Source organism: Streptomyces sp. enrichment culture (genome assembly GCF_964272895.1).
Classification (GTDB): Bacteria; Actinomycetota; Actinomycetes; order Streptomycetales; family Streptomycetaceae; genus Streptomyces.
The window spans coordinates 6,613,470-6,640,469 of sequence record NZ_OZ186832.1; the positions used below are offsets into that span (position 1 = coordinate 6,613,470).

The window sequence follows — 27,000 nt, forward strand, 5'->3', positions numbered from 1 at the left end:
CTGCCGGTCCACAGCGCCCGGTCTGTCAGTCCACCGCGCCCAGGCGCGCGTGCCGGGCCGCGACCAGTTCCAGCAGGGTGCGCCAGTCGTCCAGGACGCCCGCGTCGAGACCGGGGACGTGCGCCGATTCATGGGCCTGGCGCAGGGCCAGCGCGTCCTCGGCGAGCGGGCCGTCCGCGGCCGTGGCCGTCCGATGAAGCCGGACCAGACCGGCGACCCGGTCACCGAGGAGGGTCCGTACGGCGTGCGCGCCCGGTCCTGTGTGACCGGTGCCGTCACCCGGGCGGAGCAGCCGGCCGACGTCGTGCGTGAGCCCCGCGATCTGGAGCTCCTTGTCGGCGGGACGGCCGCGGCGCAGCAGGGCCGCGGTCTGCAGGGAGTGTGCGAGCAGGTCGACCCGATCGCCCGGAGCGCGCACGCCCCGGCCCGCGCGCAGCAGGTCCATCAGCTCGTCGACGCCGCGCAGCTCCATGGGTCCGTCCTCCCGCGAGACAGCCGTAGCGGTTCGTCAGCAGATCATGGCGAGCTTTCGGTCGGGCCAACGGGATCTGAACGCCGTTCACGCATCGAAAACAGGTTCGATCTGCTGCGCTGAACGGGTGGCCGCAGAGCGGTTCATCTTGTACCAAAGAGGTGCGGAACGCTCGCGCTGTGAGGCCGTACGACCTCGGATAGTTACCCGATGTTTTCAGCCCGATCGAGCGGGCACCCGCTCATTTGGTTATCCTGACTCGGACGGACAGCACAGCGGGTACCACCCACACCCACGGTCCGTCCCGGGACAAGCCGGTGCACAACGGCCTGTGCTCCCACCGGAGATCGGCGCCACCGCGGCCGAGTCCAGCCAGACCCGAGCGGGCGTCAGGTGTCGGAGCGTTAGCCTGACCGGTATGCCCGAGGGTGACCCGACACATAAGGAGTGCGCGGTGACACCGGAGAAGACGAACAGAGACCAGCGCCCCAAGGAACGCACGGACCGTGCCGGCCGCCGACCGGGGGAGATCGGCAGCCTGGATGTGTGGGCCCGCTCCGCCCCCATCCGCCTGGCGGGCTACGAGGACGACCTCGCCGAGCCCCACATCCTGCCCAGCGTGGACTGAACCGCCGTCCTCCGTCGGCGCATGGGCGTGCGGGACCACGCCCATGCGGGATGCGACCGCTCCTTTCGCGACCTGAGCCGGGCGGCAGCCCCTAGTCGAGCGGAGCCGTCCGCCGCCAGGGGCGCAGCCGCTCCAACTGCCCCGCCAGGTCGAGCAGTTCCGCTTCCTTCCCCGGCCGCCCCACCAGTTGTACGGCGCACGGGGCGCCCGAGGGCAGCGTGCCGAACGGCACCGCCATCGCCGGCCAGCCCGTGAGGTTCCAGGGCGGCGTCATCGGCGCATAGGCGCTGTTCGCCGCGATGTTGCGCAGCCAGCCCCGCTCGTGCCACGGCCCCGCCTTGGGGGAGCGGCGGGCCAGGGCGGGCATCAGCAGCACATCGTGCTCGGCGAAGAACGGCTCCATCCGCCGCCGCAGCGCCGCACGGCTCGCCCCCGTCCGCGCGCCCGCCACGAAACGCCGGCCCACCGCGGCGTGCACGCGGGTGCGCCGGGTCAGCAGCCGCTGGTCGAGCCCCTGTGCGTCCACCGACGTACCCGCCGTCCAGTGCGTGAGCGCGGTGACGCCCAGCGACATCGGATACGGGGGATCCGCGCGCCGCACCCGATGACCCGCCCTGGCCAACAGCCCGGCCGCCTCCCGCACGGCGTCCGCGTACGGCTTCGCCACCGCCACCCCGGCCAGCGGAGCGCGGACCGAGACCGCCACGGAGCGGGGCGCCGCCGGCTCCTGCGGCTGCGGGATGTCGGTGGCCGCGAGCACCGACAGCATCAGCCGGGCGTCCTCGACGGTCGTGGCCAGCGGGCCGTTCTCCGACATCCCGAACCAGTCGCCCTCACCGATCCCGGCCGGCACGAGCCCGTGCCCCGGCTTGATGGTGACCAGCCCGCAGTTGGCGGCCGGGATGCGCAACGACCCCATGCCGTCGTTGCCGAGGGCGAGCGGCGCGAACCCGGCGGCGACGGCGGCCGCGCTGCCCCCGGAGGAACCGCCCGCCGTGCGCGAGGTGTCCCACGGGTTGCGGGAGAGGCCGAACGCCCCCTCCGTGGTACCGAAGACGCACAGCTCGGGGACGTGGGTCAGCCCTACGACCACCGCGCCCGCCGCCCGCAGCCGGGCCACCGTCACATGGTCCTCGGCGGCGGGCGCGTCCGGTGTCGCCGCCGAGCCGACGCGGGTCGACTCGCCGCGCACCCCGAGGTTGTCCTTGACCGCCACCGGCACCCCCGCGAGGGGCAGTTCGGCCAGATCGCCGCGGGCCCCGACCTCGTCGGCCTCGGCCAGCGCCGCCTCGGCCCGTACGGCACGGAAGGCGCCGATCCGCCCGTCCAGCCGCTCGATCCGCGCCAGATGCGCGGCCACCACCTCCCTGGGCGTGACCTCCTTGTCCCGTACGGCGGCGGCGATCTCGACGGCGGTCCGGCCCACCCAGCTGGTCACGGCGGCTCCTCTTCCCGGAACAGGGGGTTACTGATGAGTACGCAGGAGAACTCTGCCCCCACCGGAGGCCGTACGTCGAGAGGTGCGGGGCATCAGGTCGACGCCGCCCGGACGGCCCCCGTGCTCTCCCGTCCGATCAGCCGCGGCACCGGCACCCGCACCGTGCGTGCCGGGCCCCCGTCCAGCAGCGCGGTCAGCTCGGTGGCCGCCGTGCGGCCGAACTCCACGCTGTCGCGGGACAGGGCGGACAGCCGCGGCCGGACCATACGGCACAGCGCCGAGTCCTCCCAGGCCACCACGGACACCTCGCCCGGCACGGAGAAGCCCAGCTCCGCGGCGGCGGCGACCCCGGCGACGGCCATCACGTCGTTGTCGTAGATCAGCGCGGTCGGAGCCGGGTCCTGGGACAGCATCCGGCGGGTCACGGCGGCGCCGGCGGCGTCCGAGTAGTCCGTCGTCACCGACCGCACCTCCGTCAGCCCCCGCCGTTCCGCCTCGGCGCGCAGGGTGCGGATCCGGCGCTGGGTGTGGGCGAGCCCGTCCAGCCCGGCGATGTGCACGATCCGCCGGTGGCCGAGCCCGTGCAGTTCGTCCACCACCGCGGCCATCGCCCCCGCGTCGTCCGCCCAGACCGTCGACAGCCCCGGATGCCGGTCGTCGGGCGCGCCGCCGATCACCACCGCGGGCAGCCCGAGGTCGGCCAGCAGTCCGGGCCGCGGGTCCTCGGTGCGCGGGTCCGCCACCAGCAGCCCGTCCACCCGGTGCTCGGCCCACCACCGCCGGTACACCGCGCACTCGTCGGCCACGTCCTCCACCACCTGGAACAGCAGCCCCAGATGGCGCTCGGCGAGCACCTCCTGGATGCCCGAGACGAGCTGCAGGAAGAAGGAGTCGACGCCGAGCGTGTCGGCCGGGCGCGCCAGCACGAAGCCGACCGTGGCGGCGCCTTCGCCGGACAGCGCGCGAGCCGCGGTGCTGGGCCGCCAGCCGAGCTGCTCGGCGACCCGGCGCACCCGGTCGCGGGTGTCCTCCGAGACTCCCGGGCGCCCGTTGAGCGCGAAGGAGACGGCGCTCTGGGAGACGCCGGCATGCCGTGCGATGTCCTTCATCGTCGGCCGACGGGCCGGTGAACGCTTGCCCTGCACGCTGTCTCCCCCTTTCCGCGGCGGTCGCCGGGACAGTATGCGCTAATGCGGTTCAGCTCCGTCAACCTAATGCGCATTAGCCAATGTCGGCCACTAAACGCATTAGCTGCGTGAGATGCATTGACGGTCCTCCGGGACGGCGTGCAAGGTCTGCGTCATTGGCCGACTCCGCCGCAAAGGAGACCCGTTCGCCGTGCCCATGTCCCGCAGAACCTTCGCTTTTGCCGCCCTGTGTGTCCTGCTGCCGCTGAGCGCCTGCGGCTCCGGCGACGACGGCGGCTCCGGTGACGCCTCCGGAAAGATCGAGGGAGACATCACCTTCCAGACCTGGAATCTCCGGGCGAACTTCAAACCGTACTTCGAGGACCTGATCGCCGACTTCGAGAAGAAGTACCCCGGCACGAACGTCAAGTGGATCGACCAGCCCGCCGAGGGCTACGCCGACAAGATCAGCGCCGACGCCGCCGGCGGCACCCTGCCCGACGTCGTCAACGTCTCCCCGGACCTGGTCGCCCCGCTCGCCAAGGCGGGCCTCGCCCTCGACCTGGACAAGGCGGCGGGGCAGTACCGGAAGGAATACCTGGAGGGCGCCTGGGCCGGCCACCAGGTGCCGGGCATGACAGGGACGTACGCCTTCCCCTGGTACCTCAACACCGGCCCGCTCTTCTACAACAAGGCCCTCTTCGAGAAGGCCGGCCTCGACCCGGAGCGGCCGCCGAGGACGTACGACGAACTCTTCGACGCGGCCCTGACGATGGCACGCAGGACCGACGGCAAGGTCGCCACCCTCGCCAACGTCCCCACCATCGAGGACTTCGGCCGCTACGGCGTCCCGCTGATGAACGACGACGGTACCGGCTTCACCTTCAACGACCCCAAGGGCGTCGAACTCCTCACCCGGTACAAGGAGCTCTACGACGCCAAGGCCCTCGACCCGCAGGCGCTCACCGCCACCCCCGAGTCGTCCGGCAAGAAGTTCCTCACCCAGGCCGTCGCCATGAACCCCGGCAGCGCCCTCGACCTCGGCAACTTCAAGAAGCAGGCACCGAGCCTGTACGAGAACATCGGCATCACCGACCAGATCACCAGCACCGGCCACGCCAACATGTACGTCATGGGTGTCATGGTCAACGCGCAGACCAAGCGCACCCCCGCCGCCGTCGCCTTCGCGCGCTTCGTCACCGACGCCCAGCACCAGATGTCCTTCGCCCGGCAGGTCGCGATCTTCCCCAGCACCGCCGGCTCCCTCGACGACCCCTACTTCACCAAGGAGGACGGCACCGACGAGACCCGGGTGCGGGTGGCCGCCGCCAAGTCGCTGAAGACGGCCGTCAATTACACGCCCGTGCTGTTCAGCGAGCAGATGAAGACCGAGCTGCGCAACGCCGTCGCCCGCGCGCTCCAGGGCAAGGAGAGTCCCGAAGAGGCTCTTGACAACGCTGTCAAAGCCTGCGACCGGCTTCTCCGGCAGCAGGGCTGAGCCGGTATGACCCGATCGACCGCCATCCGGGAACGGCCGGTGGCCAAGGGTGCGGCACGGCCCGCGGAGCCGGGTGGGCGGCGCCCGGTGCGGCGCCAACTGCCCACCAGCCCCTGGCTGTTCGCCGCGCCCGGACTCGTGATCGCCGGCGCCTTCGTGCTGTACCCGTTCCTCTCCACGCTGGCGAACGCCTTCACCGACCGGCGCACCCTGGTCCCCGGAGAGTTCGTCGGCCTCGCCAACTTCCGCGAGATGCTCCACGACGACATGTTCTGGATCGGCCTGCGCAACAGCACCCTCTACGTCCTCGGAGTCGTCCCCGCGCTGGTGATCCTGCCGCTGTTGCTCGCGCTGCTGGTGCAGAAGAACATCCCCGGCATCGCCTTCTTCCGGTCCGCCTTCTACACCCCGGTGGTCGCCTCGATCGTCGTGGTGGGCCTGATCTGGGTGTGGCTGCTGGACGAACGCGGCCTGGTCAACGCGGTCCTGGAGACCGTCGGCGTCGGCCGGGTCGGCTTCCTCAGCGACCAGTGGCTGCTGCTGCTCAGCGCCATGACCGTGACCGTCTGGAAGGGCCTCGGCTACTACATGATCATCTACCTGGCGGCCCTGGGCAACGTCCCGCGCGAGCTCCACGAGGCCGCCGCCGTGGACGGCGCCGGCGCGGTGCGCCGCTTCCTCAGCGTCACCGTCCCCGCCGTCCGCTCCACCATGGTGCTGGTCGGGGCACTGTCCTCGGTCGCCGCGTTCAAGGTGTTCTCCGAGGTCTATCTGATGGCCGGCCCCAGCGGCGGACCGGCCGGCGAGGACACCACCCTGGTGATGCTCGTCCAGCGCACCGGCACCGGCCTGACCGGCCGGGTCGGCTACGCCTCCGCGCTCTCCGTCGTGGTCTTCGTCGTCACCGTCGCCCTGATGCTGCTGGTCCTGCGCGCCGACCGGAGGGAGGGGACATGAGCGTCACCGACGAGCACGGCCGTCGCCTACGCGTCGGGGAACTGGCCCTGCGGTACCTGCTGCTGCTCGCCGTACTCGCCCTGACCGTCGGGCCGTTCCTCTGGCAGCTGTCGACGTCCCTCAAGGGACCGACCGAGGACATCTACAGCTCCCCGCCGAGCTTCGTGCCCGCGGATCCGACGCTGCGGAACTACGAACGCGTCGCCGACACCATCCCCGTCTGGGACTACGCCCTGAACTCCCTCAAGGTCGCCACCGCCAACGTCGTCACCAACTGCGTCGGCGCGGCCCTCGCCGGCTACGCCCTGGCCCGGCTGCGCTACCGGGGCCGCCGCGTGGCCACGCTCGCCTTCATGCTGGCGATGCTCGTGCCCGTGGAGGGCATCATCATCGCCCAGTTCACGACCATGCGGGACCTCGGCCTCAACAACACCCTGATCGGTGTGGTGCTGCCGGGCTGCATCGGAGCGATGAACGTGCTGCTGATGCGCAACGCCTTCCTCAACCTGCCCTACGAGATCGAGGAAGCGGCCTTCGTCGACGGCGCCAACGTCTGGCAGCGGTTCCTGCGGATCGCCCTGCCCTCGGTGAAGGGAACCCTCGCCGTCGTCGCGATCTTCGCCTTCATGGGTGCCTGGGACGACTTCCTCTGGCCGCTGATCGTGCTCAGCGACCCGTCCAAGTTCACCCTCACCATCGGCCTCAACTATCTGCACGGCACCTTCGCGGGCGACGAACGCCTCGTCGCCGCGGGCACCGTCATCGCCGTCGCCCCGCTGATCGCCCTCTTCGCCTGCCTCCAGCGGTACTTCTTCCGGGGGGTCGGCGAGGGCGCGGTGAAGGGCTGAGCGCTCCGCTTCGTTCCGCCGTGAGGCGCTGAGCCTTCCGTCCGCTCCACCGTGAAGGGCCGAGCATCCCTTTCGTTCCCAAGGACACCGCATGCCTCCTGCCGTGCGCTTCGGCGTCAACTACACTCCCAGCGAAGGGTGGTTCCACCACTGGCTCGACTTCGACCTCGACTCCGTACGCGCCGATCTCGACTCGATCGCCGCGCTCGGCCTGGACCACATCCGCGTCTTCCCGCTGTGGCCGTACTTCCAGCCCAACCGGTCACTGATCCGCGCCCGCGCCGTCGACCAGCTCGTCCTGCTCGTGGACGCGGCCGCCGAACGCGGCCTCGACGTCAACGTGGACGGCCTGCAGGGCCACTTGAGCAGCTTCGACTTCCTGCCCGCCTGGACCCGCACCTGGCACCGCCGCCATCTGTTCACCGACCCCGAGGTGGTGGAGGGCCAGGCCGCCTATCTGCGCACCCTCGCCGCCGCGCTCGCCGACCGCCCCAACTTCCTCGGCATGACCCTCGGCAACGAGATCAACCAGTTCGCGGCCGGACCCCACCCCGACCCCGACCGGGCCCGCGCCGAGCAGATCGACGCCTGGCTGGAGCGGATGCTCGCCGCCTGCGAGGAGGGCGCCCCCGGCCGGCTCCATCTGCACGCCGAGTACGACGCCACCTGGTACCAGGACGACCAGCCCTTCACCCCCGCCCAGGCCGCCCGCCGAGGTGCCCTCACGGCCGTGCACTCCTGGGTGTTCAACGGCACCGCCCAGCGCCACGGCCGTACCTCCGTGCCCACCGAGCACCACGCCGCCTACTTGGTCGAGCTGGCCAAGGCATGGTCCGTCGACCCGCACCGCCCCGTCTGGCTCCAGGAGGTCGGCGCCCCCGCCCCGCTGATCCCGCCCGAGCACGCGGCCGCCTTCACCGCGGCGACCGCGGCGAACGCGCTCGACTGCCCCGACCTGTGGGGCATCACCTGGTGGTGCTCGCACGACGTGTCCCGAGAGCTCGCGGACTTCCCCGAACTCGAATACGGACTCGGACTGTTGACGAACGACCGCAAGCCCAAGGAGTCGGCGCTGGCCTTCGCCCGGATCGTCCGCGAGGGCAGTCCCGTGCCGCGGGTCCGGACGACCGCCCTCGTCGTCCCCGCCGATCCGGGCGCCCGGTCGCGCTGCGCACCCGGCGGGGACGTCTTCGACGCCTTCTTCCGGCTCACCGCCGACGGCGCCCGCCCCACCACCGTCCTGGACACCCGCGCCGACGACAAGGACCACCTGGCCGCGCGCGGCATCACCGAGACCGTCACCGCCGAACAGGTACTCCCCGCCCCCCACGGACTCCCAGGAGGCACCCGCTCGTGAACGCCGAACCCACCAGACGCACGCTGCTCATCGCCGCTACCGCCGGGGCCGCGGGCGCCCTGCTCCCGTGGCCGGCGGCGGCCTCGGCCGCCGCCGACCCCGCGACCGACGCCTTCACCCGCGGGGACTCCGCGGACGTCGAGCCGCGGGCAGCCGCCCTCCAGCCGTACGCCTCGTACTGGTACCCGGACTCCCTGCCCGCCGGCACCCCGGGCCCCGGCATCACCTGGCGCAGCCTGAAGCGCTGGCGCGCCGCCGACGACACCGACCTCCCCTTCAACGCCTCGACCGTCCCTCTGGCCGCACGGTTCACCCCCGCCCCGGCCAACGCCACCGCCCGCGACGGCCAGGCCCGCATCCAGTCGCTCGTGTCCTTCGGGCCGACGTCCGCCAACCCCTCCCAGGGCTCGGCCACCGCCGACTACTACGCCCTCACCCACTGGGCGTACCTCGACGAACTCGTCTTCTGGGGCGGCTCCTCCGGCGAGGGCCTGATCCTCGCCCCCAACGCGCCCGTCGTCGACGCCGCCCACCGGCACGGGGTCCGCGTCCTCGGCAACGTCTTCCTGCCACCGGTCGCCTACGGCGGACAGCTGCGCTGGACCCGCGACCTGGTCCAGAAGGACGCCGCCGGCCGGTATCCGCTGGCCGCGCGCCTGGTGGAGGTCGCGGCCGCGTACGGCTTCGACGGCTGGTTCGTCAACGCCGAGACCGGCGGCGGGGACGCGGCGCTCGGCGCGGCCATGCTCGGCTTCCTGCGCGAGCTGAAGTCGCTGGCGGCGGCGCGCGGACAGCGGGTGACCTGGTACGACGCGATGACGGTCGACGGCACGGTCAGCTGGCAGGGCGGGCTCACCTCGCAGAACGAGCCGTTCTTCCTCGCCGCCGACGACATGTTCGTCGACTTCCGCTGGACGGCCTCGCGACTCGCCTCCTCGGGGCAGCGGGCCGAGCGGCTGGGACGCAGCCGGTACGAGCTGTGGGCGGGCGTCGACGTGGAGGCCAACGGCTGGAACTCCACCGTCGACTGGGACGCCATCGTCCCCGCCCGGTCCCCGGACGTCGTCTCCCTCGGCTTCTACCGGCCCGAGTGGACGCGCCACCACCTCCCGGCGGACCGCCGGGCGCCGGGTGACTTCCACGCCGCCGACGACCGCTTCTGGACCGGGCGCTCGCTGGACCCGTCCCGGCCGGACGCCGGCGACCCGTGGCGGGCACCGGCGGTCGTGGTGGCCGACCGGTCGACGGTGACATCGGTGCCCTTCGCGAGCGTGTTCAACACCGGGCACGGGCTGCGGTGGTACGAGCGGGGGCGGGTGACGTCGGACGTGCCCTGGAACCACCTCGGGCTGCAGGACCGGTTGCCGTCCCGGCGGTGGGCCGTACACACCGAGGGCGGCAGCGGTGGGCGGCCGGCTGTGAACTTCGCTTTCGACGACGCGTGGTGTGGCGGGAGCAGCGTGCTGGTCACGGGTGAACTGGACGCGCCGGTCGTGCTGGATGTGTATGCGACACGGCTGCCGGGGGCTGTTGACGGGGTTCACACCATTGTCGAGCTGACCGACCGGATCGACGAGGGGGCGGTGAACGTCGAGTTGGCCGTCGCCACCGCCGAGCCGGCCATGCCGGGGGCGACACCGCCGTACACCTACTTCCCTGTGAACTCGGTCAACACCTGGCGCACCTCGACCGTGCGGCTCACAGAACTCGTCGCCACGGACACGATCCACGCCCTCGGTGTCCGTCTCACGCCCACGGCACCCGGCTCCGGCCCCGTCCGCTGGCGCCTCGGCGGGCTCGCCGTCCGCACCGCCTCGGCCCAGGCCCCCGCCGCGCCCACCGGCTTCCGGATCACCGCCGCCTCCGGCGGTGACCTGCGCCTGGCCTGGAACCCGGCGCCCGCAGCGGTGCGGCACCACACCGTGCACCGCCTCCTGCCCGACGGCACCCGCCGCTTCCTGGGCGGCACCTGCCAGCGCGCCTACTTCCTGCGCGGGCAGCAGCGGGAGCAGGGCGAGCGGGCGGCGCGGTTCGAACTGCGCGCGGTGGGGGAGCTCTACACCTCGTCGGCCCCCGTCACCGTCATCCACCCCTGGTAGCACCCGACCACCCGCCCTGGTAGCACCCGACCAACCGCCCCGGTAGCACCCGACCACCCGCCCCGGTAGCACCCGACACCGCAGTCCCACCGGACGAACCCACGGAGCACCCCACATGCATGACGACCGCACTCTCGTCGAGGCCCGGCTGAGGCGTGTCCTCGACGAACGCATCCGTCCCGCCGTGTACCCCGAGTCCGTACCGCTGGAGGTGGCCGTCTGGCACGCCCCCGGCGAGCCGGTCCCGGTCGCCGAGGGGCTGGCGGCCGAGCCCGCGCCGATCGAGGTGGGCGCCCGGTGGGGTGCTCCCTGGGGCACCAGCTGGTTCCGGGTCACGGGCACCGTCCCCGTGGCCTGGGCCGGCCGGACCGTCGAGGCGATCCTGGACCTCGGCTTCGACGAGAACATGCCCGGCTTCCAGTGCGAGGGCCTGGTCTACCGGCCCGACGGCACCCCCGTGAAGGGCCTCAACCCGCGCAACCAGTGGGTGCGGATCGGGGCGCCTGTCGAGGGCGGCGAGGAGGTGCGGCTGCACATCGAGGCCGCCTCCAACCCCGTCATCCTGGACTACCACCCCTTCCGCCCCACCCTGCTCGGTGACAAGGACACCGCCGGCAGCGACCCCCAGTACACCCTCACCCGCATGGACCTCGCCGTGCTCGACGAGACGGTGTGGGAGCTGGTGATGGACCTGGAGGTGCTCGGCGAGCTGATGGCCGAGCTGCCGGCGGACTCGGCGCGGCGCCACGACATCCTGCGGGCGGTGGAGCGGGCGCTGGACGCCGTCGACCTCCAGGACGTCAACTCCACCGCCCGGCAGGCGCGTTCCCTGCTGCGACCCGCCCTGGCCGCCCCCGCCGCCCCGTCCGCCCACCGCATCAGCGCCGTCGGGCACGCCCATATCGACTCGGCGTGGCTGTGGCCCCTGCGCGAAACGGTCCGCAAGGTGGCGCGGACGACGGCCAACATGACCGCCCTGCTGGAGGACGAGCCGGACTTCGTCTTCGCCATGTCCCAGGCCCAGCAGTGGGCGTGGGTGCGCGACCACCGGCCCGAGGTGTGGGCGCGGGTGAAGAAGGCCGTGGCCGAGGGGCGGTTCGTGCCGGCCGGGGGCATGTGGGTGGAGTCGGACACCAATATGCCCGGCTCGGAGGCGATGGCCCGGCAGTTCGTGCACGGCAAGCGCTTCTTCCTCGACGAGTTCGGCATCGAGAACGACGAGGCATGGCTGCCCGACACCTTCGGCTTCGCCGCCGGGCTGCCGCAGATCATCAAGGCGGCCGGCTCCAAGCGGCTGCTGACACAGAAGATCTCCTGGTCGCAGACGAACAGGTTCCCGCACCACACCTTCCAGTGGGAGGGCATCGACGGCACCCGGATCTTCACCCACTTCCCGCCCGTCGACACCTACAACTGCTCCATGAAGGGCAGCGAGATCGCCCACGCCGCCCGCAACTTCAAGGACAAGGGCGTCGCCCGCCACTCCCTCGCCCCCACCGGCTGGGGCGACGGAGGCGGTGGCACCACCCGCGAGATGGTCGCTAAGGCCGCCCGCCTGCGGGACCTGGAGGGCTCCGCGACCGTCACCTGGGAGACGCCCGCCGACTTCTTCGCCAAGGCCGAGGCCGAGTACCCCGAACCGCCCGTCTGGGTCGGCGAGCTCTACCTCGAACTCCACCGCGCCACCCTCACCAGCCAGGCCCAGACCAAGCAGGGCAACCGGCGCAGCGAGCACCTGCTGCGCGAGGCCGAACTGTGGGCGGCCACGGCAGCCGTGCGCACCGGATTCCCCTACCCCTACGAGGAGTTGGACCGCATCTGGAAGACGGTCCTGCTCCACCAGTTCCACGACATCCTGCCCGGCTCCTCCATCGCCTGGGTCCACCGCGAGGCCCGGCAGACCTACGCACGGGTGGCCGAGGAACTGACCGGTGTCATCGACGCGGCCCAGCGCGCGCTGGCGGGCGAGGGCACGCGGGAGCTGCTGTTCAACTCGGCGCCGCACAGCGTCAAGGGCGTCGCGGCGGGTGGCGCCGGCACGCCGAAGGACACGGCCTCCGTCAGGCCCTCGCCCCGCCCGGACGGCGGGTTCGTCCTGGACAACGGCCTGCTCCGGGTCGAGATCGACGACCGGGGCCTCGTCGTCTCGGCGTACGACGTGGAGGGGGACCGCGAGACGATCGCCCCCGGCGCCGCCGCGAACCTGCTCCAGCTCCACGCCGACTTCCCCAACATGTGGGACGCCTGGGACGTCGACAAGTTCTACCGCAACACGGTCACCGACCTCACCGACGCCGACGAGGTCACCCCCACCGACGCCGGCGTCCGGATCGTACGGTCCTTCGGCGCCTCCCGCGTCACCCAGCTGCTGTCCCTGGCGGCGGGGGAGCGGCGGCTGGTGCTGGACACCGAGGTCGACTGGCACGAGACGGAGAAGTTCCTCAAGCTGGCCTTCCCGCTCGACGTGCACGCCGAACGGTACGCGTCCGAGACGCAGTTCGGGCACTTCTTCCGGCCCACGCACACCAACACCAGCTGGGAGGCCGCCAAGTTCGAGGCGTGCAACCACCGGTTCGTGCATGTCGCCGAGCCCGGCTGGGGCGTGGCGATCGTCAACGACTCGACGTACGGCCACGATGTGACCCGCGCGGTCCGCACCGACGGCAACCTGGGTACGACGACCACGGTCCGGGTGTCCCTGCTGCGCGCCCCCCGCTTCCCCGACCCCGAGACCGACCAGGGCGTCCACCGCTTCCGGCACGCCCTGGTGCCCGGCGCGGACATCGCCGACGCGGTCCGCGAGGGCTGGCGGGTGAACCTGCCAGAGCGGCGACTGACCGGCGCGGACGAGGTGGCCCCGCTGGTCACGGTCGATCAGGACGCGGTGGTCGTCACGGCGGTGAAGCTCGCGGACGACGGCAGCGGTGATGTGATCGTCCGCTTCCACGAGTCCCACGGCGGCCGCTGCCGCGCCACCCTCACGCCCGGCTTCGCCTTCGCGCGGGCACAGGTCACCGACCTGCTGGAACGCCCGCTGGCCCAGGCCCCCGCCCCTCGGACCGAGGGCGGTCGGATCACCGTGAGTCTGCGCCCGTTCCAGCTGGTCACGCTGCGGCTGGGCAGGGGCTGACGGCGGGCGCGGCCGGCCGGAGCAACGGGGGTGTCCGCGCGGTCCCGCCCGCCCCTTTCGCGCGGGTGACGCGACCGCGCGGACACCGCCGACTCCCGTACGCGCCGGGCCTCCAGGAGTTCCGGCACGCCGGGACCCGCGCGAGAGGTCGGCGACGACCCCGAGGTCGTCGTACAGCCCTGTCGTGTGCCCTGATCGGTCTGATAAGCATGCGGTCGTCGATGCCCCGGAACCGAAAGGCCCTCCGTGCCCGCGCCCTCCGCCCGCATCACCGCCCCGGACAGCTACGACGTCCGCTTCCCCACCTCCCGCGACCTGATCGACTTCCGCCATCCGACCGACGCGCTCGCCCCCGACGAGGCCCTGGCCCTCCTGCGCGCCGGCCGCGCGCCCGAGGCGCCCGCCGCCACCAGGACCCGGCGGACCCCGTGAACCGCCTCGGCTCCACCGCCGTCCACGTCAGCCCGCTGGCCTTCGGCGCCGCAGCCATCGGCAACCTCTCCGCCCCGGTCGGCGAGGAGCAGGCGCACGCCGCCGTGGCCGCCGCCTGGCAGCGCGGCATCCGCTACTTCGACACCGCCCCGCACTACGGACTCGGCCTGTCGGAACGCCGCCTGGGCGCCGCCCTGCGCGAGCACCCCCGCGCCCGGTACACGGTCTCCACCAAGGTGGGCCGCCGCCTGGAGCCGTCCGACGCCGGTGGCGACGACCTCGCCCACGGCTTCGCCGTCCCCGCCACCCACCGCCGCGTCTGGGACTTCAGCGCGGACGGCGTACGACGCACCCTGGACGCCAGCCTGGAACGGCTCGGCCTCGACCACGTCGACATCGTCTATCTGCACGACCCCGACGGCCACGCCGAACAGGCATTCCGGGAGGGCTACCCGGCCCTGGAGAGGCTGCGCACCCAGGGCGTGGTCGGCGCCATCGGCGCGGGCATGAACCAGGCCGCGATGCTGACCCGCTTCGTCCGGGACACCGACGTGGACGTGGTGCTGTGCGCCGGCCGCTACACACTGCTCGACCAGCAGGCGCTCACCGAACTGCTGCCCGCCGCCGAGGAACGCGGCACATCGGTGGTGATCGGCGGCCCCTTCAACTCCGGCCTGCTGGCGGACCCCAGGCCCGGCGCCACGTACGACTACGCCGCCGCGCCCCCGCGGCTGCTGCACCGCGCCCTGCGCCTGAAGTCCGTCTGCGCCCGCCACGGCACCACCCTGCGCGCCGCCGCGCTGGCCTTCTGCGCCGCCCACCCGGCCGTCGCCTCGGTGCTGGTCGGCGCCCGCTCCGCGCACGAAGTCGTCGACTGTGCCCATCAGTTCGCCGCGCCCGTGCCCGCCGCCCTCTGGCAGGAGCTGCGTGACAGCGGCCTGCTGCCCGCCGCCGCACCCGTCCGATGAGGAGGAGGCCCGCGCCGCCGCAGGCCGCCGGGAGCGTGCGCGCGTGCCTACTGCAGCCGCGTCGGCGGCAGATACTCCCGCACATACGTCCGCTCCCAGCACGCCCCCGTCTCCCGCAGCTCCCGCCAGGTCGTGTACCGGTAGCGGAACAGACGGGCGCGCACGAAGCGCGGAGGGGTGTCGGGCGGGAACGGTGAGCGGCGCAGCAGCTTCAGGGTGTCGCGGTCGTTCTCCAGCAGCCGCTCCACCAGCGCCCCGAACCACGCCCCGGCGTAGGCGGGGGAGAGGGCCGCGAACCACATCAGCCAGTCGAGGCGCAGATGGTAGGGGGCGAACTGGCGCGGCCAGCGCCGGGGATCACCGGGCTTGCCCTTGAACTCGTACTCCCGCCAGTCCGAGTCCGCGCGCGGTACGTCGTCCAGCGTGCCCTCCAGGACCACCTCGTAACGGACCCGGCTGACGCTGCCGAACGCACCGTAGGTGTTGACCAGGTGGAGCGGGTCGAAGGACCGGTTCATGACCTGCCGGCGGGAGATCATGTTCACCACCGGGTGGTAGCTGAGGAAGGCGATCAGCGCGGCGACCCCGAGGACGACGATCACGTACCAGAGCGGGGCGTCGGGCACGGACGGGGGGTCGGCGGGGAACTCGATCACCGACAGCGCCAGCACGATGGTGATCCAGTTCAGCCAGGAGAAGTTGCCGGACAGCACCAGCCACAGCTGGGTGACGATCATCAGTGCCGCCGCTGCCGAGGCGACCGGCTGCGGGGTGAACAGCAGGAAGGGGACCCCGAGTTGGGTGACGTGGTTGGCGGCCACCTCCACCCGGTGCAGCGGCCGGGGCAGATGGTGGAAGAACCAGCTCAGCGGGCCCGGCATCGGCTGCGTCTCATGGTGATGGTCGAGGCACGTCAGCTTCCGCCAGCACTCGTCACCGCGCATCTTGATCAGACCCGCCCCGAACTCCACCCGGAACAGGATCCAGCGCAGCAGGAAGAGCACCAGGATCGGCGGCGCGACCTCGTCGTTGCCGAGGAACACGGCCAGGAACCCGACCTCCAGCAGCAAAGACTCCCAGCCGAAGGAGTACCAGGTCTGGCCGACGTTGACGATCGACAGATACAGCGCCCACGGCACCAGCCACAGCAGCATGGCGCCCCACAGCGGCAGCAGCGCGTCGAGCCCCGCGACCAGCGCGGCCGACACCGCGCAGCCCGCCCACGCGCAGGCCGCGAACAGGCGGTCGGAGTAGTGCAGGTGGAACACACTGGGCGCCTGCCGGAACGGCACCCGGGCCACGAAACGCGGTACCGGCAGCATGCCCCGCTCACCCATGAGCGCCCGGAACTGCAGGGCCGCCGTCAGGAACGCCACGAGATACACGGCGGCCAGCGCCCGCTGGAAGACCAGCCGGCTCAGCCAGTAGTCGGGTGCGGTGAACCAGTCCACGGCCGCGCTCCTCTCCTCCATGCTGCGCCGGTCACGCTCAGTGGTCGCCCGCTGCGTTTGCGTAACCCGTGTGAGTGAAGCAAACAATGGTGAGGTATTGCCCGAAACCAGGCGGGAGAACGTGGTGCGGTCACCCATCCGAACCCTCGTCACCGCAAGCGCGCTCTCGGTGGCGCTCCTCGCCACCGGCTGCGGCGGTGAGCACGGCACATCCAGTGACGCGGGCGGCGAGATCTTCCTGCAGCCCGTCGCGGCCAAGGGGCCCGACCCCTTCACCGAGTCCACCGACACCTCCGGCGCCAAGCCGGCGGCCCTGACGCCCCGCGCGTCCGAGGCCCCCTCCCGGCCGCGCCCCGTCTCCGGCGGCACGCCGGGTCTGTACGGCGGCAAGGCGCGGACCGGCAGCTGCGACGTCCAGCGGCAGATCGACCTGCTGACCGCCGACCCCGCCAAGGCGCGCGCCTTCGCCGGGGTGGAGGGCATCGGCCCCCAGGCCGTCCCCGGCTATCTGCGCGGCCTGACCCCGGTCGTGCTGCGCGCCGACACCCAAGTGACCAACCACGGCTACCGGGCCGGCCGGGCGACGGCCTTCCAGTCGGTCCTCCAGTCCGGCACCGCCGTGCTCGTCGACCGCAAGGGCGTGCCCCGCGTGCGCTGCGCCTGCGGCAACCCGCTGAGCGCGCCCGAGGCGAGCGGCGGCGCCCGGACGGCCAAGGGCAGCCCCTGGCCGGGGTACCGGCCCGCGCAGGTGGTCGTGGTGACCCCGGCGCCCAAGGTGATCACCCACATCACCATCATCAACATCGTCGACAACACCTGGATCGAGCGGCGCTGCGGCCACGACGCCCGGCACGACCGCCCCGTACGCCCGCCCGTGTGGGCGACGACCCGGCCGCCGACCCCCAGCGAGCTGGAGAGCGCGAGCAACAGCCCGAGCCCCAGCGGCTCGACGAGCCCCGGCGACTCCACGAGCCCGAGCGGTTCCACGACTCCGGACGCGCCGACCCCCGGCACGCTCACCCCGCGCAGTCCCGACCCGGACGCCTCCAGCCCGGACGCCCGCGAGTTCGGCACCTCCCCGGACGCCTCGGTGCCCGGCGAGTCGCCGGCCGACTGCGTGACCCCGACGGTCACCGTCACCCCCGGCGCCACCGACCCCGCCCCGCTGCCCCCGACGGCGGCGGACTGCACGCCGGTCACCGTGACCGCCACACCCCCGAGCGTCGAGCCGCCGAGCCCGCCCGACTCCGGCACCCCGCCGGAGGAGATCGGCCCGGAGACCGTCCCGGACACCCCCGACGTGCCCGACGGCGGCGGCCTGATCCCCGACGCCCCCGACACCGGCAGCATCTTCGGCAGCCCCACCGACGTCTTCGCCGGGTGAGCCCGACGGCGGCCGCGGGCCCTGATCGCCGTATCCCGGCGCGCGGACCCCGGCCGCCGTACCCCGGCGCGGACCCCGGCCGCCGTACCTCCGCGTGGCCCCCGGTCTCCGTACCCCGTCGCGGGGCCTCCCCCTCGGGCGGCCCCGCTCGAAGAATCGGACAAATGCTGGCAAGGTGGGCCCATGGTTGATCGGGGAGCGAGCCCGCTGTCACTCCCGGACGACTGGCCCGCCCACGCGGACGCGGTGCTCGCGCTCAACCGCATGGGCAGCTTCGACTGGGACCTGGACACCGGCCTGATGGTGATGGACGCCCAGGCCCACAACGTCTTCGACGTGCTGCCCGAGGAGTACGACGGTCACCCCGAGACCCTCGGCGTCCGGGTCCCGCCCGGCGAGGCGCTCCGGCTGGACGCCATGGTCTCCCAGGCGCTGAAGGACGGCAGCGAGAACTACGGCGCCTACTTCCGCATCCGCTGCCGCGACGGCACCCTGCGCTGGACCCACACCCAGGGCTACATCCGCCGGGACGACACGGGCCGCCCGCGCCGCATCATCGGCATCGTCCGCGACGCCACCCAGGAACTCGCCGAGAGCGAGGCGCGCGGCCGGCGCCTCGTGCAGGACGACGCCCGCCTCGAACAGACCAACGTCATCCAGCTGGCCACGGCCGCCCTGGCGCACGCCCGCACCGTCCAGGACGTCATCGACGTCATCAAGGACACCCACGGCCTGACCCACCTCGGCGCCACCAGCCTCGTCATGGGCCTGGTGGAGGCGGGCCGCATCCGGCTGATCGCCGAGGGCCCCACCGGCAGCTTCGTCCCCGGCACCGGCGTCACCGGCATCGACGAGCCGTACCCGATGAGCGAGGTGGTGCGCACGCTCAGCCCCCGCTTCATCGAGTCCCCCGAGGAGTTCGCGGCCGGCTACCCCATCCTGTGGCCGCACATCACCGACCTGCGGATCACCGCCGCCGCGTATCTGCCGCTGATCGTCCAGGCCCGCCCGATCGGCGCGATGGGCCTGCTGTACAGCGACCGCCACGGCTTCACCCCCGAGGAACGCAACATCCTCGTCGCCCTCGGCAGCAGCATCGCCCAGAGCCTGCAACGGGCCATGTTCTACGAGCAGGAGAAGGACATCGCCCAGGGCCTCCAGCAGGCCATGCTGCCGCGCACCATCCCCAGCGTGCGGGGCGCCGACGTCGCCGTCCGCTACCGCGCGGCGACCATCGGCGGTTCCCTCGGCCGGGACATCGGCGGCGACTGGTACGACCTGATCCCGCTGCCCGGAGGCCGGGTCGGCGCCGTCATCGGCGACGTCCAGGGCCATGACACGCACGCCGCCGCCGTCATGGGCCAGCTGCGGATCGTGCTGCGCGCCTACGCCGCCGAGGGCCACCCGCCGGCCACCGTGATGGCCCGCGCCTCCGTCTTCCTGCACGAACTCGACACCGACCGCTTCGCCACCTGCCTGTACGCCGAGGCGGACCTGGCCACCGGAGTGGTCCAGGTGGTCCGCGCCGGCCACATCGACCCCCTGGTGCGGCAGCCCGACGGCACCTGCCGCCGCGTCACCGTCGAGGGCGGGCTGCCGCTCGGTCTGTCCGCGGAGTTCGGCAGCCTGGACTACCCCGTCGCCACACTCGAGCTCGACCCCGGCCACACCCTGCTGCTGTGCACCGACGGCCTGGTCGAGGTGCCCGGCGCCGACCTGGACGACGGCATGCGCGACCTCACCGCGCTCATCGCCTCCGGCCCCGAGGACGTGCGCCACCTCGCCGACATGCTCATCGACCTCGCCGAGGAACGCGGCGGCGACGACGACGTGGCACTGCTCCTGCTGCACCGCCGCGGCCCGGACGCCCCGCAGGACGGCGGCCGGCTCCAGCAGCACGTGGCCCCCGGCGACCCGGAGGCCCTCCGCGAGGCCCGGCACATGATCCGCGCCGCCGTCCGCGCCTGGGGCGCCCAGGGCCGCGCCGACGACGTCGAACTGGTCGCCGACGAACTGATCACCAACGCCCTCATGCACACCGAGGGCGCCGCCATCGTCACCCTGCGGGCCCTCGCCGCCGGACGCCGGCTGCGCGTCGAGGTCGAGGACTCCTCCAGCGCCCTGCCGCGCCGCCGCGAGGCGGGCGACTCCGGGGTCTCGGGCCGCGGGCTGCTCCTGGTCGACCTGCTCACCGACGCCTGGGGGGTGGAGGCGCGGGGCGGTGGCAAATGCGTGTGGTGCGAGTTCGAGGTGGCGACATGACGGACCCGGCCCCGGCGGGCGACATGACGGACCCGGCCCCGGCGGGCGACATGACGGACCCGGCCCCGGCGGGCGACATGACGGACCCGGCCCCGGCGGGCGACATGACGGACCCGGCCCCCGCGGGCGACATGGCGGACCCGGCCCCCGCGGGCGACATGAGGGGCCCGGCCCCGGATGGCACCCTGGACGTATGCCGGAACTCCCCGAGGTCGAAGCGCTGAAGGACTTCCTGACGCAGAACCTGGTCGGCCACGAGATCGTCCGGGTGCTGCCCGTGGCGATCAGCGTCCTGAAGACGTACGACCCGCCCCTGACGGCTCTGGAGGGCCGTACGGTCACCGAGGTGCGCCGCTACGGCAAGTTCCTCGACCTCGTCACCGACGGCGGCCCGCAGCTGGTGACCCACCTCGCGCGCGCGGGCTGGCTGCACTGGAAGGACCGCCTCCCCGACGGCCCGCCCCGCCCCGGCAAGGGCCCGCTCGCCCTGCGCGTCGCCCTGGAGACCGGCGCCGGATTCGACCTGACCGAGGCCGGCACCCAGAAGCGCCTCGCGGTGTACGTCGTCCAGGACCCCCAGCAGGTCGAGGGCATCGCCCGCCTCGGCCCCGACCCGCTCGCCGACGACTTCGACGAGGCCCGCCTCGGCGCCCTCCTCGCGGGCGAACGCCGTCAGCTCAAGGGCGCCCTGCGCGACCAGAGCCTGATCGCCGGCGTCGGCAACGCCTACAGCGACGAGATCCTGCACGCGGCGAAGATGTCCCCGTTCAAGCTCGCCGCCTCCCTCACCCCCGAGGAGACCGCCCGCCTCTACGAGGCCCTGCGCACCACCCTGACCGAGGCCGTCGAACGCTCCCGCGGCCTGGCCGCGGGCCGTCTGAAGGCGGAGAAGAAGAGCGGACTGCGCGTCCACGGCCGCACCGGCGAGCCCTGCCCGGTCTGCGGCGACACCATCCGCGAGGTCTCCTTCAGCGACTCCTCGCTGCAGTACTGCCCCACCTGCCAGACCGGCGGCAAACCGCTGGCGGACCGCAGGCTGTCGCGCCTGCTGAAGTGAGCCTCACCGGGTCGGCGGCCACCACTCCAGCATCAGGATCGTGGCGTCGTCCCGCAGCCGGCCGGGCTGCGCGTCCAGCAGCGAGTGGATCAGCCGCCGCAGGATCTCCGGCGCCAGCTCACCCGCCGCCGTGGCCCGGATGACGAAGTCCGCGAACCGGTTGAGGCCGAGCTCCTCGCCGTCGTGCATACGGGACTCGGTGACCCCGTCGGTGTACATCAGCACCCGGTCGCCCGGCTCGAGCGCGATCTCATGGCATGCGCGGCCGTCCTCGGCGAGCACGGACGGCAGCCCCATCGGCGGATCGGCGTCCCGCGCCAGCGCGTCGACCAGCAGACGCTGGCCGCGGATCAGCAGCGGCGTGGGATGGCCGCAGTTGGTCCAGCGCAGCATGCCGCTCGCCAGGTCCAGCTGGGCGAGGATGCCGGTGCAGAACTGGTCCGGCAGCCAGGTCGACAGCGCCGCGTCGACGCTCTGCACGAGTTCCGGCAGGTCCGCGCCGGTGCGCCGGGCGTTGCGGCACGCGGCCAGCGCCACCGCGCTGGTCAGCCCCGAGGCCAGGTCGTGGCCCATGGCGTCCAGCACCGAGGCGTGCAGCGTGGTCTCGGTCAGCGCGTGGTCGAAGGCGTCGCCGCCCAGATCGTAGGCGGGCTCCAGCACGGCCGTCGACACGGCGTGCGCGGTGCCGATGGTGCGCGGCGGCAGGAACGCGCGGAGCATCTCCGCGGGCAGCCGCATCGGCTCGGTACGGGTGCGCCGCACGAAGGAGTCCTTGTAGGCGCGCTTGGAGGTCACCAGCATCGCCATGAGGGTGGCGAGCGCGCGGGCGTGCCGCAGCGACGCCGGGGTCAGCTCGGGGGTGTGCAGGGCGAGGACGCCCAGCCGTTCGGCGCCGTCCAGGAGCGGCAGCCAGGCGGTCAGGCCCCCGGTGTCGGACTCCGTCACCCGCAGCGACTGCGTGCGGTACGCCCATCCGGCCTCCGAGGCGTCGACGGGCAGAGCGGGGACGACATCGGTCAGCGGGACGAGTTCGCGCTGCTGGAGGTCGGCCAGATAGACCACGCAGTGCTGGAGCCCCATCGCCTTGGCACACCGGGTCACGGCGGTGGTCAGATCCAGCCGGCCGTTCTCCGGGTCGGCGAGGAACTCCTCCAGGAGGCCGTCACCGCTGTCCGCCGTCACCACACGGCTCCCCTCGTCGGTCCCCCCAACGGTCGGGTGCGTCGTCCAGCAGTCTCACACCGGGGCGCTCCACATGCCCGGCGGGAGTGTCAGTGGGGTGTCCTACGCTGGGCGGCACATGATCCACCGTGGGGGGATCCGATCGGGGGAGGCCCTGTGACCACGCTGCCCGACCGCCCGAACAGCGCGCTGCTCGTCATCGACTTCCAGAACGACGTCGTGGCGTCCGTGCACGACCGCGCGGCCGTCACCGCCAACATCGCCTCCCTGGTCGACCGGGCCCGGACCGAGGGCGTCGACGTGGTGTGGGTGCAGCATTCCGACGAGGACCTGCCGCGCGGCAGCCACGGCTGGGAGTACGTCCCGGAGCTGGTCCGCCGCGCCCCCGAGCCCGTGGTCCACAAGAGCTACCGGGACTCCTTCGAGGACACCGATCTGGAGCGGGTGCTGGCCGAGCGGGGGATCGGGCGGCTGTTCGTCGCGGGCGCCCAGACCGACGCCTGCATACGCTCGACCGTCCACGGCGCCTTCACCCGCGGCTACGACGTCTTCCTGGTCGGCGACGCCCACACCACCGAGGACCTGAGCGCGTACGGCGCCCCGAGCCCGGCCCAGGTGATCGCGCACACCAACTTCTACTGGCGGGGCCAGCGCGCTCCGGGCCGCACCGCGGGCACCGTGGCCACGGCGGACGTCGACTTCAGGGGCTGAGCGGCAGGCCGGGTGTGCGGGGGAGAGCCCGTCAGGGCGAGGGGATCGCGACCAGCCGTTCGCCGGTCGTGGTCCGCACCTCGTAGCGGGCGATCTCGCCCGGATGCAGGGAGGCGCCGCCGTGCAGGGAATGGGGGCGGGCGTCGTGCGGGGCCACGGTCCAGCTGGTGACGGTCTCCTCGGAGCCGTCGCGGCCGACGGCCACCAGCAGACAGGAGCGCGGCCCGGCCGCGTCCCTGACCTCCAGTCCCACCTGGCTGCCCCAGGGCTCGTCCTCGGAGGTCACCCGCGCCCAGACGCCCGAGCGCTCGTCGGTGGCGGACACCCGCACCGACCCGCCGCCGCCCCCGGCCGCGAGGGCCATCACGGGCCCGGCCACGGCCAGCACCACCGAGGCGGCCACGGCGAACAGCACCCTGCGACGGCCCGCCCTGCGGCGGGCGGCGACCTCGCTCAGCAGCCGGTCCAGGAGCCGGGGGCCGGGCCCGGCCAGGGGGTGCACGGTGCGGGGCGTCGCCTGCCGGTAGAGCATCAACTGCCGGGTCACGGGGCCGAATTCGGTCACTCGGGTGGTGCAGCTCGGGCACTCCATGAGGTGGTCCTCGAAGCGGAACGCCTCCGCCTCGTCCAGCACGCCGAGCGCGTACGCGGCGACGTCGCGATGCCTCTCCAGGGACCTCATGCCGAATCCTCGTGCCATTGAGTGCGGGTGGGGTTACTCCTTGCTCCCACCCGTACGCACCGCACGGCCGAATCACTCAAGCCACACGCGAATCCGGCCCGGAGGATTCGGAGCGGCGGGGGCCGTGGATTGGTCGCGTCGGGGAGAAAGTCGCAATCCCCTCGGCACGGGTCCGGATCCGACCGGATCGCGACCCGTGCCCGGCCTCCGGTCCGGCCGTGTCCTTGATCGCGGCGGGTCCGGCTCCCGCTAGAAGAGGCTGATGGCGAGGTGGCCCAGGGGCAGGCCCAGCTGCCAGGCCGGGGTCCAGACCTTCGGGCCCTCGTCCTCGCCGCCCGCGCCGCCCGGCACCGCGTTGAGGTCGGGGGCGAGCAGCTCGGTCTCCTCCAGCCAGCGCCACGCGGCGGCCGCGAGGTCGAGGTCCGGTGCGGGGCCCCCGGCCGCGTCGGCCCGCTCGGTCAGCTCGGCCATCCGGTCCCGAACCCAGTCCTGCCACGGCTGGTCGTAGGCCGTCAGGGACAGCCAGGTCTCCAGCTGGGTGATCACCCGGATCCCGGAGAGCTCGCCCTCGGTGTCGGAGAGGAAGACGGTGAGCGCCAGCGCGTCCCGTCCCGCACGGAACTCGAAGGACGTCGGCGGCATGAGGTCACCGGACCGCAGCAGCTCGTCGGCGATGTACTCGGCGTACAACCAGGCCATGGGGACGGTGAGTTCCCCACCGCCCTGGCCGTCCGTGCCCTGACCTCTGTGCAGCATCCCTTCCTGCCTTCCTCCGGTGCGTGCGCGTCGCCCGACCCCGGTCCTCGCGGTCGAGGACCCATCCGGAACACGGATGAGGACAGCCGATTACTCAACCGGGGTTCCGGGCAAGGCGCTTTACGGAGGTTTGACTCGACCGTCGGTTTCACCGCAGGTCGGCCGCGTACCCCGGCAGCACCCGGCGCAGGGCGCGCAGCGCGTAGTACGCGCGCGACTTCACGGTACCCGGCGGGATGCCCAGCGTTTTCGCCGCTTCCGCCACACTCGCCCCCTGGAAATACACCAGCACCAGGACTTCACGGTGCTCGGGAGTGAGTGTCTTCACAGCCTCGCGCACATCGACCGTCGCGGCCGACCGCTCGGCGTGGTCGGCGCACACCCTGGCGTGCTCCAGATCCGCGTCGCCGACCTCCGCGGGACGCGCCTGCCGGGCCCGCCGCGCGTCGATGGCGAGCCGCCGGGCCACGGTCAGCAGCCAGGGCCGTACGGAGTCGAAGGCGTCGGCGCGCAGCGCCTCGGGATGCTGCCAGGCGCGCACCAGCGTCTCCTGCACGAGGTCCTCGGCGCGTTGCCGGTCGCCGTCGCAGAGCCGCAGGAGCAGCGCGAAGAGGGGCCGGCCGTGCTCGCGCTGCAGCGCGGCGAGCTCGTGCTCGGCGGTCGTCGTCCCGGTGGTGAGAGTGGTCGCGGCCGTCATGGCCGTATCGCATCGCAGGGGCGCGGGGCGGGACAGGGAGCGTGCGGCGGTTGTGCGGCGGACGGTCGAACGCGTCGACGAACGGTTCGACGAACGGTCCCGGACCGCCCTTACGCGCGGACCGGACGGGTTAAAGAGAGGGTTCGTGCTGTTTGCGGCAGGAGTCACCTTCGTACCTATTGGTGGGTAAATATGACCAATGTGAGGTGAACGGATGATCGCACGCAGCCGACAGATCGCCCTCGCCCTGACGGCCGTTCTCGCCGCGGGTGCCGCCTGCCAGGCCCAGAACCAGGAGCCCGCCGCCCGCCCCGGCCGTCCGGCGCCCACCGCCGTGGATCCCCGCGGCTTCACCCTCGTCGCGTCGGGGGACGTGCTGCCGCACAGCTCGATCATCGACCGGGCCCGCTTCGACGCGGGCGGCACGGGCTACGACTTCCGGCCCATGCTCGCCGGGATCGAACCGGTCGTCTCCCGCGCCGACCTGGCGCTGTGTCACATGGAGACCGTGTACGGGGCGGACGGCCAGTACACCGGCTACCCGGCCTTCAAGTCCCCGCCCGAGGTCGCCGGCGGTCTCGCCGCGACCGGCTACGACGGCTGCTCCACGGCCTCCAACCACAGCCTCGACGACGGCGCCGACGGCATCCGGCGCACCCTGGACGCCATGGACCGGGCCGGTCTGCGGCACGCGGGCACGGCCCGCAGCGAGGCCGAGGCGCGCACGGTCACCGTCCTGCGGGCGGGCGCGGCGAAGGTCGCCCACCTCGCCTACACCTACGGCACCAACGGCTACCCCCTGCCCGCCGGGCAGCCCTGGGCCGTCAACCTGATCGACGAGCAGCGCATGATCGCCGACGCCCGCGCGGCCCGCCGGGCCGGCGCCGACGTGGTCGTCCTGTCCGTGCACTGGGGCACCGAATGGCAGGACGCCCCCGACGACCGGCAGCTCGCCCTCGCCCGCACCCTCACCGCGTCCCGCACCGGCGGCCGCCCCGACATCGACCTGATCCTCGGCACCCACGCCCACGTCCCCCAGGCATACGAGAAGGTCAACGGCACCTGGGTGGTCTACGGCATGGGCGACCAGATCGCCGGCCAGATGTACAACCACCAGGGCGCGCCCGACCCGCGCGGCAACCAGTCCACCGTCGGCCGCTTCACCTTCGCCCCACCGGCCCGGCCCGGAGGGCGCTGGGAGGTCACCAGGGCCGAGTTCGTGCCGCAGCTGTTCGACATCGACGCCGGACGGGTGGTGAATCTGAACGCCGCGCTGGAGCAGGGCGCCGACGTCGCCGCCGTACGCGACCGGATCCGTGACGTCGTCCTCAGCCGGGGCGCGGCGCAGGACGGGCTGGTGATGGGCGGGTGACGGGGCCCGACCGGGCGCGGGCGGCGACGTCCGGCTAGGGCACGACCGTCACCGGCCAGCGCCCGGCCTTCACCAGCCGGATCGCCACCGAACCGACGAGGCGGTGGCCGGCCCGCTCCGAGGCGCCGACGACCACGGCGTCCGCCTTGAGCTCGTCGGCCGCCCGCGCCAGACCGCCGTAGGGGTCCCCCCGGAAGGTGTGGAACTCCCAGCGCACCTCCGACACCCCCTTGAGCCGCTCGGCGGCCTCCCGGATCTGCGCCACGAGATCCTCGGCGATCTCCTCGGTCGCCTCGGCCACGGGCAGCCCCAGCGCCGCCCCGGCCGGCACGACCGGCTGCACGTACACCACGGCCAGCAGCGACCGCTGCCGCCGCGCCAGCCCCGCCGCGTAGGCCGCGGCCCGCAGCGACGAGTCCGACCCGTCCAGGCCGACCAGGATCACCTTGGGCCCGTCCGTGCCCCGCTCGAACCGCTGTTGTTCCGTCACAC

At 73.0% G+C, this 27,000-nt stretch carries 24 protein-coding genes; 15 read left to right on the forward strand and 9 right to left on the reverse strand.

What is annotated here, in order from left to right; all coding sequences use genetic code 11:
• Positions 1-25 precede the first annotated feature (25 nt).
• Positions 26-472, reverse strand: a complete 447-nt coding sequence (locus ACSU6M_RS29550) for a hypothetical protein (protein WP_437073762.1) — start codon at positions 470-472, stop codon at positions 26-28.
• Positions 473-926: 454 nt separating this feature from the next.
• Here ACSU6M_RS29550 and ACSU6M_RS29555 point away from each other — a divergent pair, with 454 nt between their 5' ends.
• Positions 927-1,100: a hypothetical protein gene (locus ACSU6M_RS29555; protein WP_210919683.1), complete on the forward strand. Its 174-nt coding sequence runs from the start codon at positions 927-929 to the stop codon at positions 1,098-1,100.
• Positions 1,101-1,191: 91 nt separating this feature from the next.
• Here the strand turns inward: ACSU6M_RS29555 and ACSU6M_RS29560 are convergent, their stop codons facing one another.
• The gene (locus ACSU6M_RS29560) at positions 1,192-2,538 is read right to left on the reverse strand and encodes an amidase (RefSeq protein ID WP_437073763.1); all 1,347 of its coding nucleotides are present in this window, start codon (positions 2,536-2,538) and stop codon (positions 1,192-1,194) included.
• 92 nt (positions 2,539-2,630) lie between these two features.
• Positions 2,631-3,647: a LacI family DNA-binding transcriptional regulator gene (locus ACSU6M_RS29565; RefSeq protein WP_437075406.1), complete on the reverse strand. Its 1,017-nt coding sequence runs from the start codon at positions 3,645-3,647 to the stop codon at positions 2,631-2,633.
• A gap of 229 nt (positions 3,648-3,876) precedes the next feature.
• Between ACSU6M_RS29565 and ACSU6M_RS29570 the strand changes: the two genes are divergently transcribed.
• From ACSU6M_RS29570 to ACSU6M_RS29605, 8 genes are all read left to right on the forward strand, one after another.
• Positions 3,877-5,163, forward strand: coding sequence for an ABC transporter substrate-binding protein (locus tag ACSU6M_RS29570; protein WP_437073765.1), 1,287 nt, complete (start codon positions 3,877-3,879; stop codon positions 5,161-5,163).
• 6 nt (positions 5,164-5,169) lie between these two features.
• The gene (locus ACSU6M_RS29575; protein ID WP_437073767.1) at positions 5,170-6,120 is read left to right on the forward strand and encodes a carbohydrate ABC transporter permease; all 951 of its coding nucleotides are present in this window, start codon (positions 5,170-5,172) and stop codon (positions 6,118-6,120) included.
• Positions 6,117-6,968, forward strand: coding sequence for a carbohydrate ABC transporter permease (locus tag ACSU6M_RS29580; RefSeq protein ID WP_437073768.1), 852 nt, complete (start codon positions 6,117-6,119; stop codon positions 6,966-6,968). The genes ACSU6M_RS29575 and ACSU6M_RS29580 overlap by 4 nt, the downstream gene beginning before the upstream one ends.
• 91 nt (positions 6,969-7,059) lie before the next feature.
• Positions 7,060-8,325, forward strand: a complete 1,266-nt coding sequence (locus tag ACSU6M_RS29585; protein ID WP_437073770.1) for a glycoside hydrolase 5 family protein — start codon at positions 7,060-7,062, stop codon at positions 8,323-8,325.
• Positions 8,322-10,424, forward strand: coding sequence for an endo-beta-N-acetylglucosaminidase (locus tag ACSU6M_RS29590; RefSeq protein WP_437073771.1), 2,103 nt, complete (start codon positions 8,322-8,324; stop codon positions 10,422-10,424). The genes ACSU6M_RS29585 and ACSU6M_RS29590 overlap by 4 nt, the downstream gene beginning before the upstream one ends.
• A 115-nt stretch (positions 10,425-10,539) precedes the next feature.
• Positions 10,540-13,554, forward strand: a complete 3,015-nt coding sequence (locus tag ACSU6M_RS29595; RefSeq protein ID WP_437073773.1) for an alpha-mannosidase — start codon at positions 10,540-10,542, stop codon at positions 13,552-13,554.
• Between the two features lie 246 nt (positions 13,555-13,800).
• Positions 13,801-13,986 carry a hypothetical protein gene (locus ACSU6M_RS29600; RefSeq protein ID WP_437073775.1) on the forward strand — a complete coding sequence of 62 codons (186 nt, stop codon included), beginning with the start codon at positions 13,801-13,803 and terminating at the stop codon, positions 13,984-13,986.
• The gene (locus ACSU6M_RS29605) at positions 13,983-14,954 is read left to right on the forward strand and encodes an aldo/keto reductase (protein ID WP_437073777.1); all 972 of its coding nucleotides are present in this window, start codon (positions 13,983-13,985) and stop codon (positions 14,952-14,954) included. The genes ACSU6M_RS29600 and ACSU6M_RS29605 overlap by 4 nt, the downstream gene beginning before the upstream one ends.
• A gap of 47 nt (positions 14,955-15,001) precedes the next feature.
• Here ACSU6M_RS29605 and ACSU6M_RS29610 read toward each other — a convergent pair whose 3' ends face one another.
• Positions 15,002-16,405 carry a lipase maturation factor family protein gene (locus tag ACSU6M_RS29610; protein ID WP_437073778.1) on the reverse strand — a complete coding sequence of 468 codons (1,404 nt, stop codon included), beginning with the start codon at positions 16,403-16,405 and terminating at the stop codon, positions 15,002-15,004.
• 97 nt (positions 16,406-16,502) lie between these two features.
• Between ACSU6M_RS29610 and ACSU6M_RS29615 the strand changes: the two genes are divergently transcribed.
• The 4 genes from ACSU6M_RS29615 (at position 16,503) to ACSU6M_RS29630 (ending at position 21,108) form a co-directional block, all read left to right on the forward strand.
• Positions 16,503-17,789 carry a DUF6777 domain-containing protein gene (locus ACSU6M_RS29615; protein ID WP_437073780.1) on the forward strand — a complete coding sequence of 429 codons (1,287 nt, stop codon included), beginning with the start codon at positions 16,503-16,505 and terminating at the stop codon, positions 17,787-17,789.
• Between the two features lie 183 nt (positions 17,790-17,972).
• Complete coding sequence (locus ACSU6M_RS29620; protein WP_437073781.1) at positions 17,973-20,051, forward strand: SpoIIE family protein phosphatase; 2,079 nt, start codon at positions 17,973-17,975, stop codon at positions 20,049-20,051.
• Entirely contained in the window at positions 20,048-20,275 is a 228-nt protein-coding gene (locus ACSU6M_RS29625; RefSeq protein ID WP_437073783.1) for a hypothetical protein, read from the forward strand. The genes ACSU6M_RS29620 and ACSU6M_RS29625 overlap by 4 nt, the downstream gene beginning before the upstream one ends.
• A complete protein-coding gene (locus ACSU6M_RS29630) occupies positions 20,245-21,108 on the forward strand; it encodes an Fpg/Nei family DNA glycosylase (RefSeq protein WP_437073785.1) in 864 nt (287 codons plus the stop codon). Before ACSU6M_RS29625 ends, ACSU6M_RS29630 begins: the two co-directional genes overlap by 31 nt.
• Before the next feature lie 3 nt (positions 21,109-21,111).
• Here ACSU6M_RS29630 and ACSU6M_RS29635 read toward each other — a convergent pair whose 3' ends face one another.
• The gene (locus ACSU6M_RS29635; protein WP_437073787.1) at positions 21,112-22,293 is read right to left on the reverse strand and encodes a PP2C family protein-serine/threonine phosphatase; all 1,182 of its coding nucleotides are present in this window, start codon (positions 22,291-22,293) and stop codon (positions 21,112-21,114) included.
• A 153-nt stretch (positions 22,294-22,446) separates the two neighbouring features.
• On the opposite strand from ACSU6M_RS29635, the gene ACSU6M_RS29640 reads away from it, so the two are divergent.
• Positions 22,447-23,001, forward strand: coding sequence for a cysteine hydrolase family protein (locus ACSU6M_RS29640; RefSeq protein WP_437073789.1), 555 nt, complete (start codon positions 22,447-22,449; stop codon positions 22,999-23,001).
• A 31-nt stretch (positions 23,002-23,032) separates the two neighbouring features.
• Here the strand turns inward: ACSU6M_RS29640 and ACSU6M_RS29645 are convergent, their stop codons facing one another.
• The 3 genes from ACSU6M_RS29645 to ACSU6M_RS29655 form a co-directional block, all read right to left on the reverse strand.
• On the reverse strand, positions 23,033-23,683 hold the full coding sequence (locus ACSU6M_RS29645) for a zf-HC2 domain-containing protein (protein WP_437073791.1): 651 nt from the start codon (positions 23,681-23,683) through the stop codon (positions 23,033-23,035).
• A 249-nt stretch (positions 23,684-23,932) separates the two neighbouring features.
• The gene (locus ACSU6M_RS29650) at positions 23,933-24,439 is read right to left on the reverse strand and encodes a hypothetical protein (protein WP_437073792.1); all 507 of its coding nucleotides are present in this window, start codon (positions 24,437-24,439) and stop codon (positions 23,933-23,935) included.
• A gap of 148 nt (positions 24,440-24,587) precedes the next feature.
• Complete coding sequence (locus ACSU6M_RS29655; protein WP_437073793.1) at positions 24,588-25,136, reverse strand: sigma-70 family RNA polymerase sigma factor; 549 nt, start codon at positions 25,134-25,136, stop codon at positions 24,588-24,590.
• Positions 25,137-25,350: 214 nt separating this feature from the next.
• On the opposite strand from ACSU6M_RS29655, the gene ACSU6M_RS29660 reads away from it, so the two are divergent.
• Positions 25,351-26,508 (forward strand): CapA family protein, encoded by a 1,158-nt coding sequence (locus ACSU6M_RS29660; RefSeq protein ID WP_437073794.1) that lies wholly within the window; start codon positions 25,351-25,353, stop codon positions 26,506-26,508.
• A 34-nt stretch (positions 26,509-26,542) separates the two neighbouring features.
• Here ACSU6M_RS29660 and ACSU6M_RS29665 read toward each other — a convergent pair whose 3' ends face one another.
• Positions 26,543-26,998, reverse strand: coding sequence for a universal stress protein (locus ACSU6M_RS29665; RefSeq protein ID WP_437073796.1), 456 nt, complete (start codon positions 26,996-26,998; stop codon positions 26,543-26,545).
• Positions 26,999-27,000: the final 2 nt, after the last annotated feature.

Bases quoted from the DNA above. Each gene is read 5' to 3' on its own strand.
- ACSU6M_RS29565 (WP_437075406.1), bottom strand. From the start codon at position 3,647: ATGAAGGACATCGCACGGCATGCCGGCGTCTCCCAGAGCGCCGTCTCC.
- ACSU6M_RS29630 (WP_437073785.1), top strand. From the start codon at position 20,245: ATGCCGGAACTCCCCGAGGTCGAAGCGCTGAAGGACTTCCTGACGCAG.
- ACSU6M_RS29595 (WP_437073773.1), top strand. From the start codon at position 10,540: ATGCATGACGACCGCACTCTCGTCGAGGCCCGGCTGAGGCGTGTCCTC.
- ACSU6M_RS29580 (WP_437073768.1), top strand. From the start codon at position 6,117: ATGAGCGTCACCGACGAGCACGGCCGTCGCCTACGCGTCGGGGAACTG.
- ACSU6M_RS29655 (WP_437073793.1), bottom strand. From the start codon at position 25,136: ATGACGGCCGCGACCACTCTCACCACCGGGACGACGACCGCCGAGCAC.
- ACSU6M_RS29550 (WP_437073762.1), bottom strand. From the start codon at position 472: ATGGAGCTGCGCGGCGTCGACGAGCTGATGGACCTGCTGCGCGCGGGC.
- ACSU6M_RS29660 (WP_437073794.1), top strand. From the start codon at position 25,351: ATGATCGCACGCAGCCGACAGATCGCCCTCGCCCTGACGGCCGTTCTC.
- ACSU6M_RS29650 (WP_437073792.1), bottom strand. From the start codon at position 24,439: ATGCTGCACAGAGGTCAGGGCACGGACGGCCAGGGCGGTGGGGAACTC.
- ACSU6M_RS29645 (WP_437073791.1), bottom strand. From the start codon at position 23,683: ATGAGGTCCCTGGAGAGGCATCGCGACGTCGCCGCGTACGCGCTCGGC.
- ACSU6M_RS29625 (WP_437073783.1), top strand. From the start codon at position 20,048: ATGACGGACCCGGCCCCGGCGGGCGACATGACGGACCCGGCCCCGGCG.
- ACSU6M_RS29620 (WP_437073781.1), top strand. From the start codon at position 17,973: ATGGTTGATCGGGGAGCGAGCCCGCTGTCACTCCCGGACGACTGGCCC.
- ACSU6M_RS29575 (WP_437073767.1), top strand. From the start codon at position 5,170: ATGACCCGATCGACCGCCATCCGGGAACGGCCGGTGGCCAAGGGTGCG.
- ACSU6M_RS29585 (WP_437073770.1), top strand. From the start codon at position 7,060: ATGCCTCCTGCCGTGCGCTTCGGCGTCAACTACACTCCCAGCGAAGGG.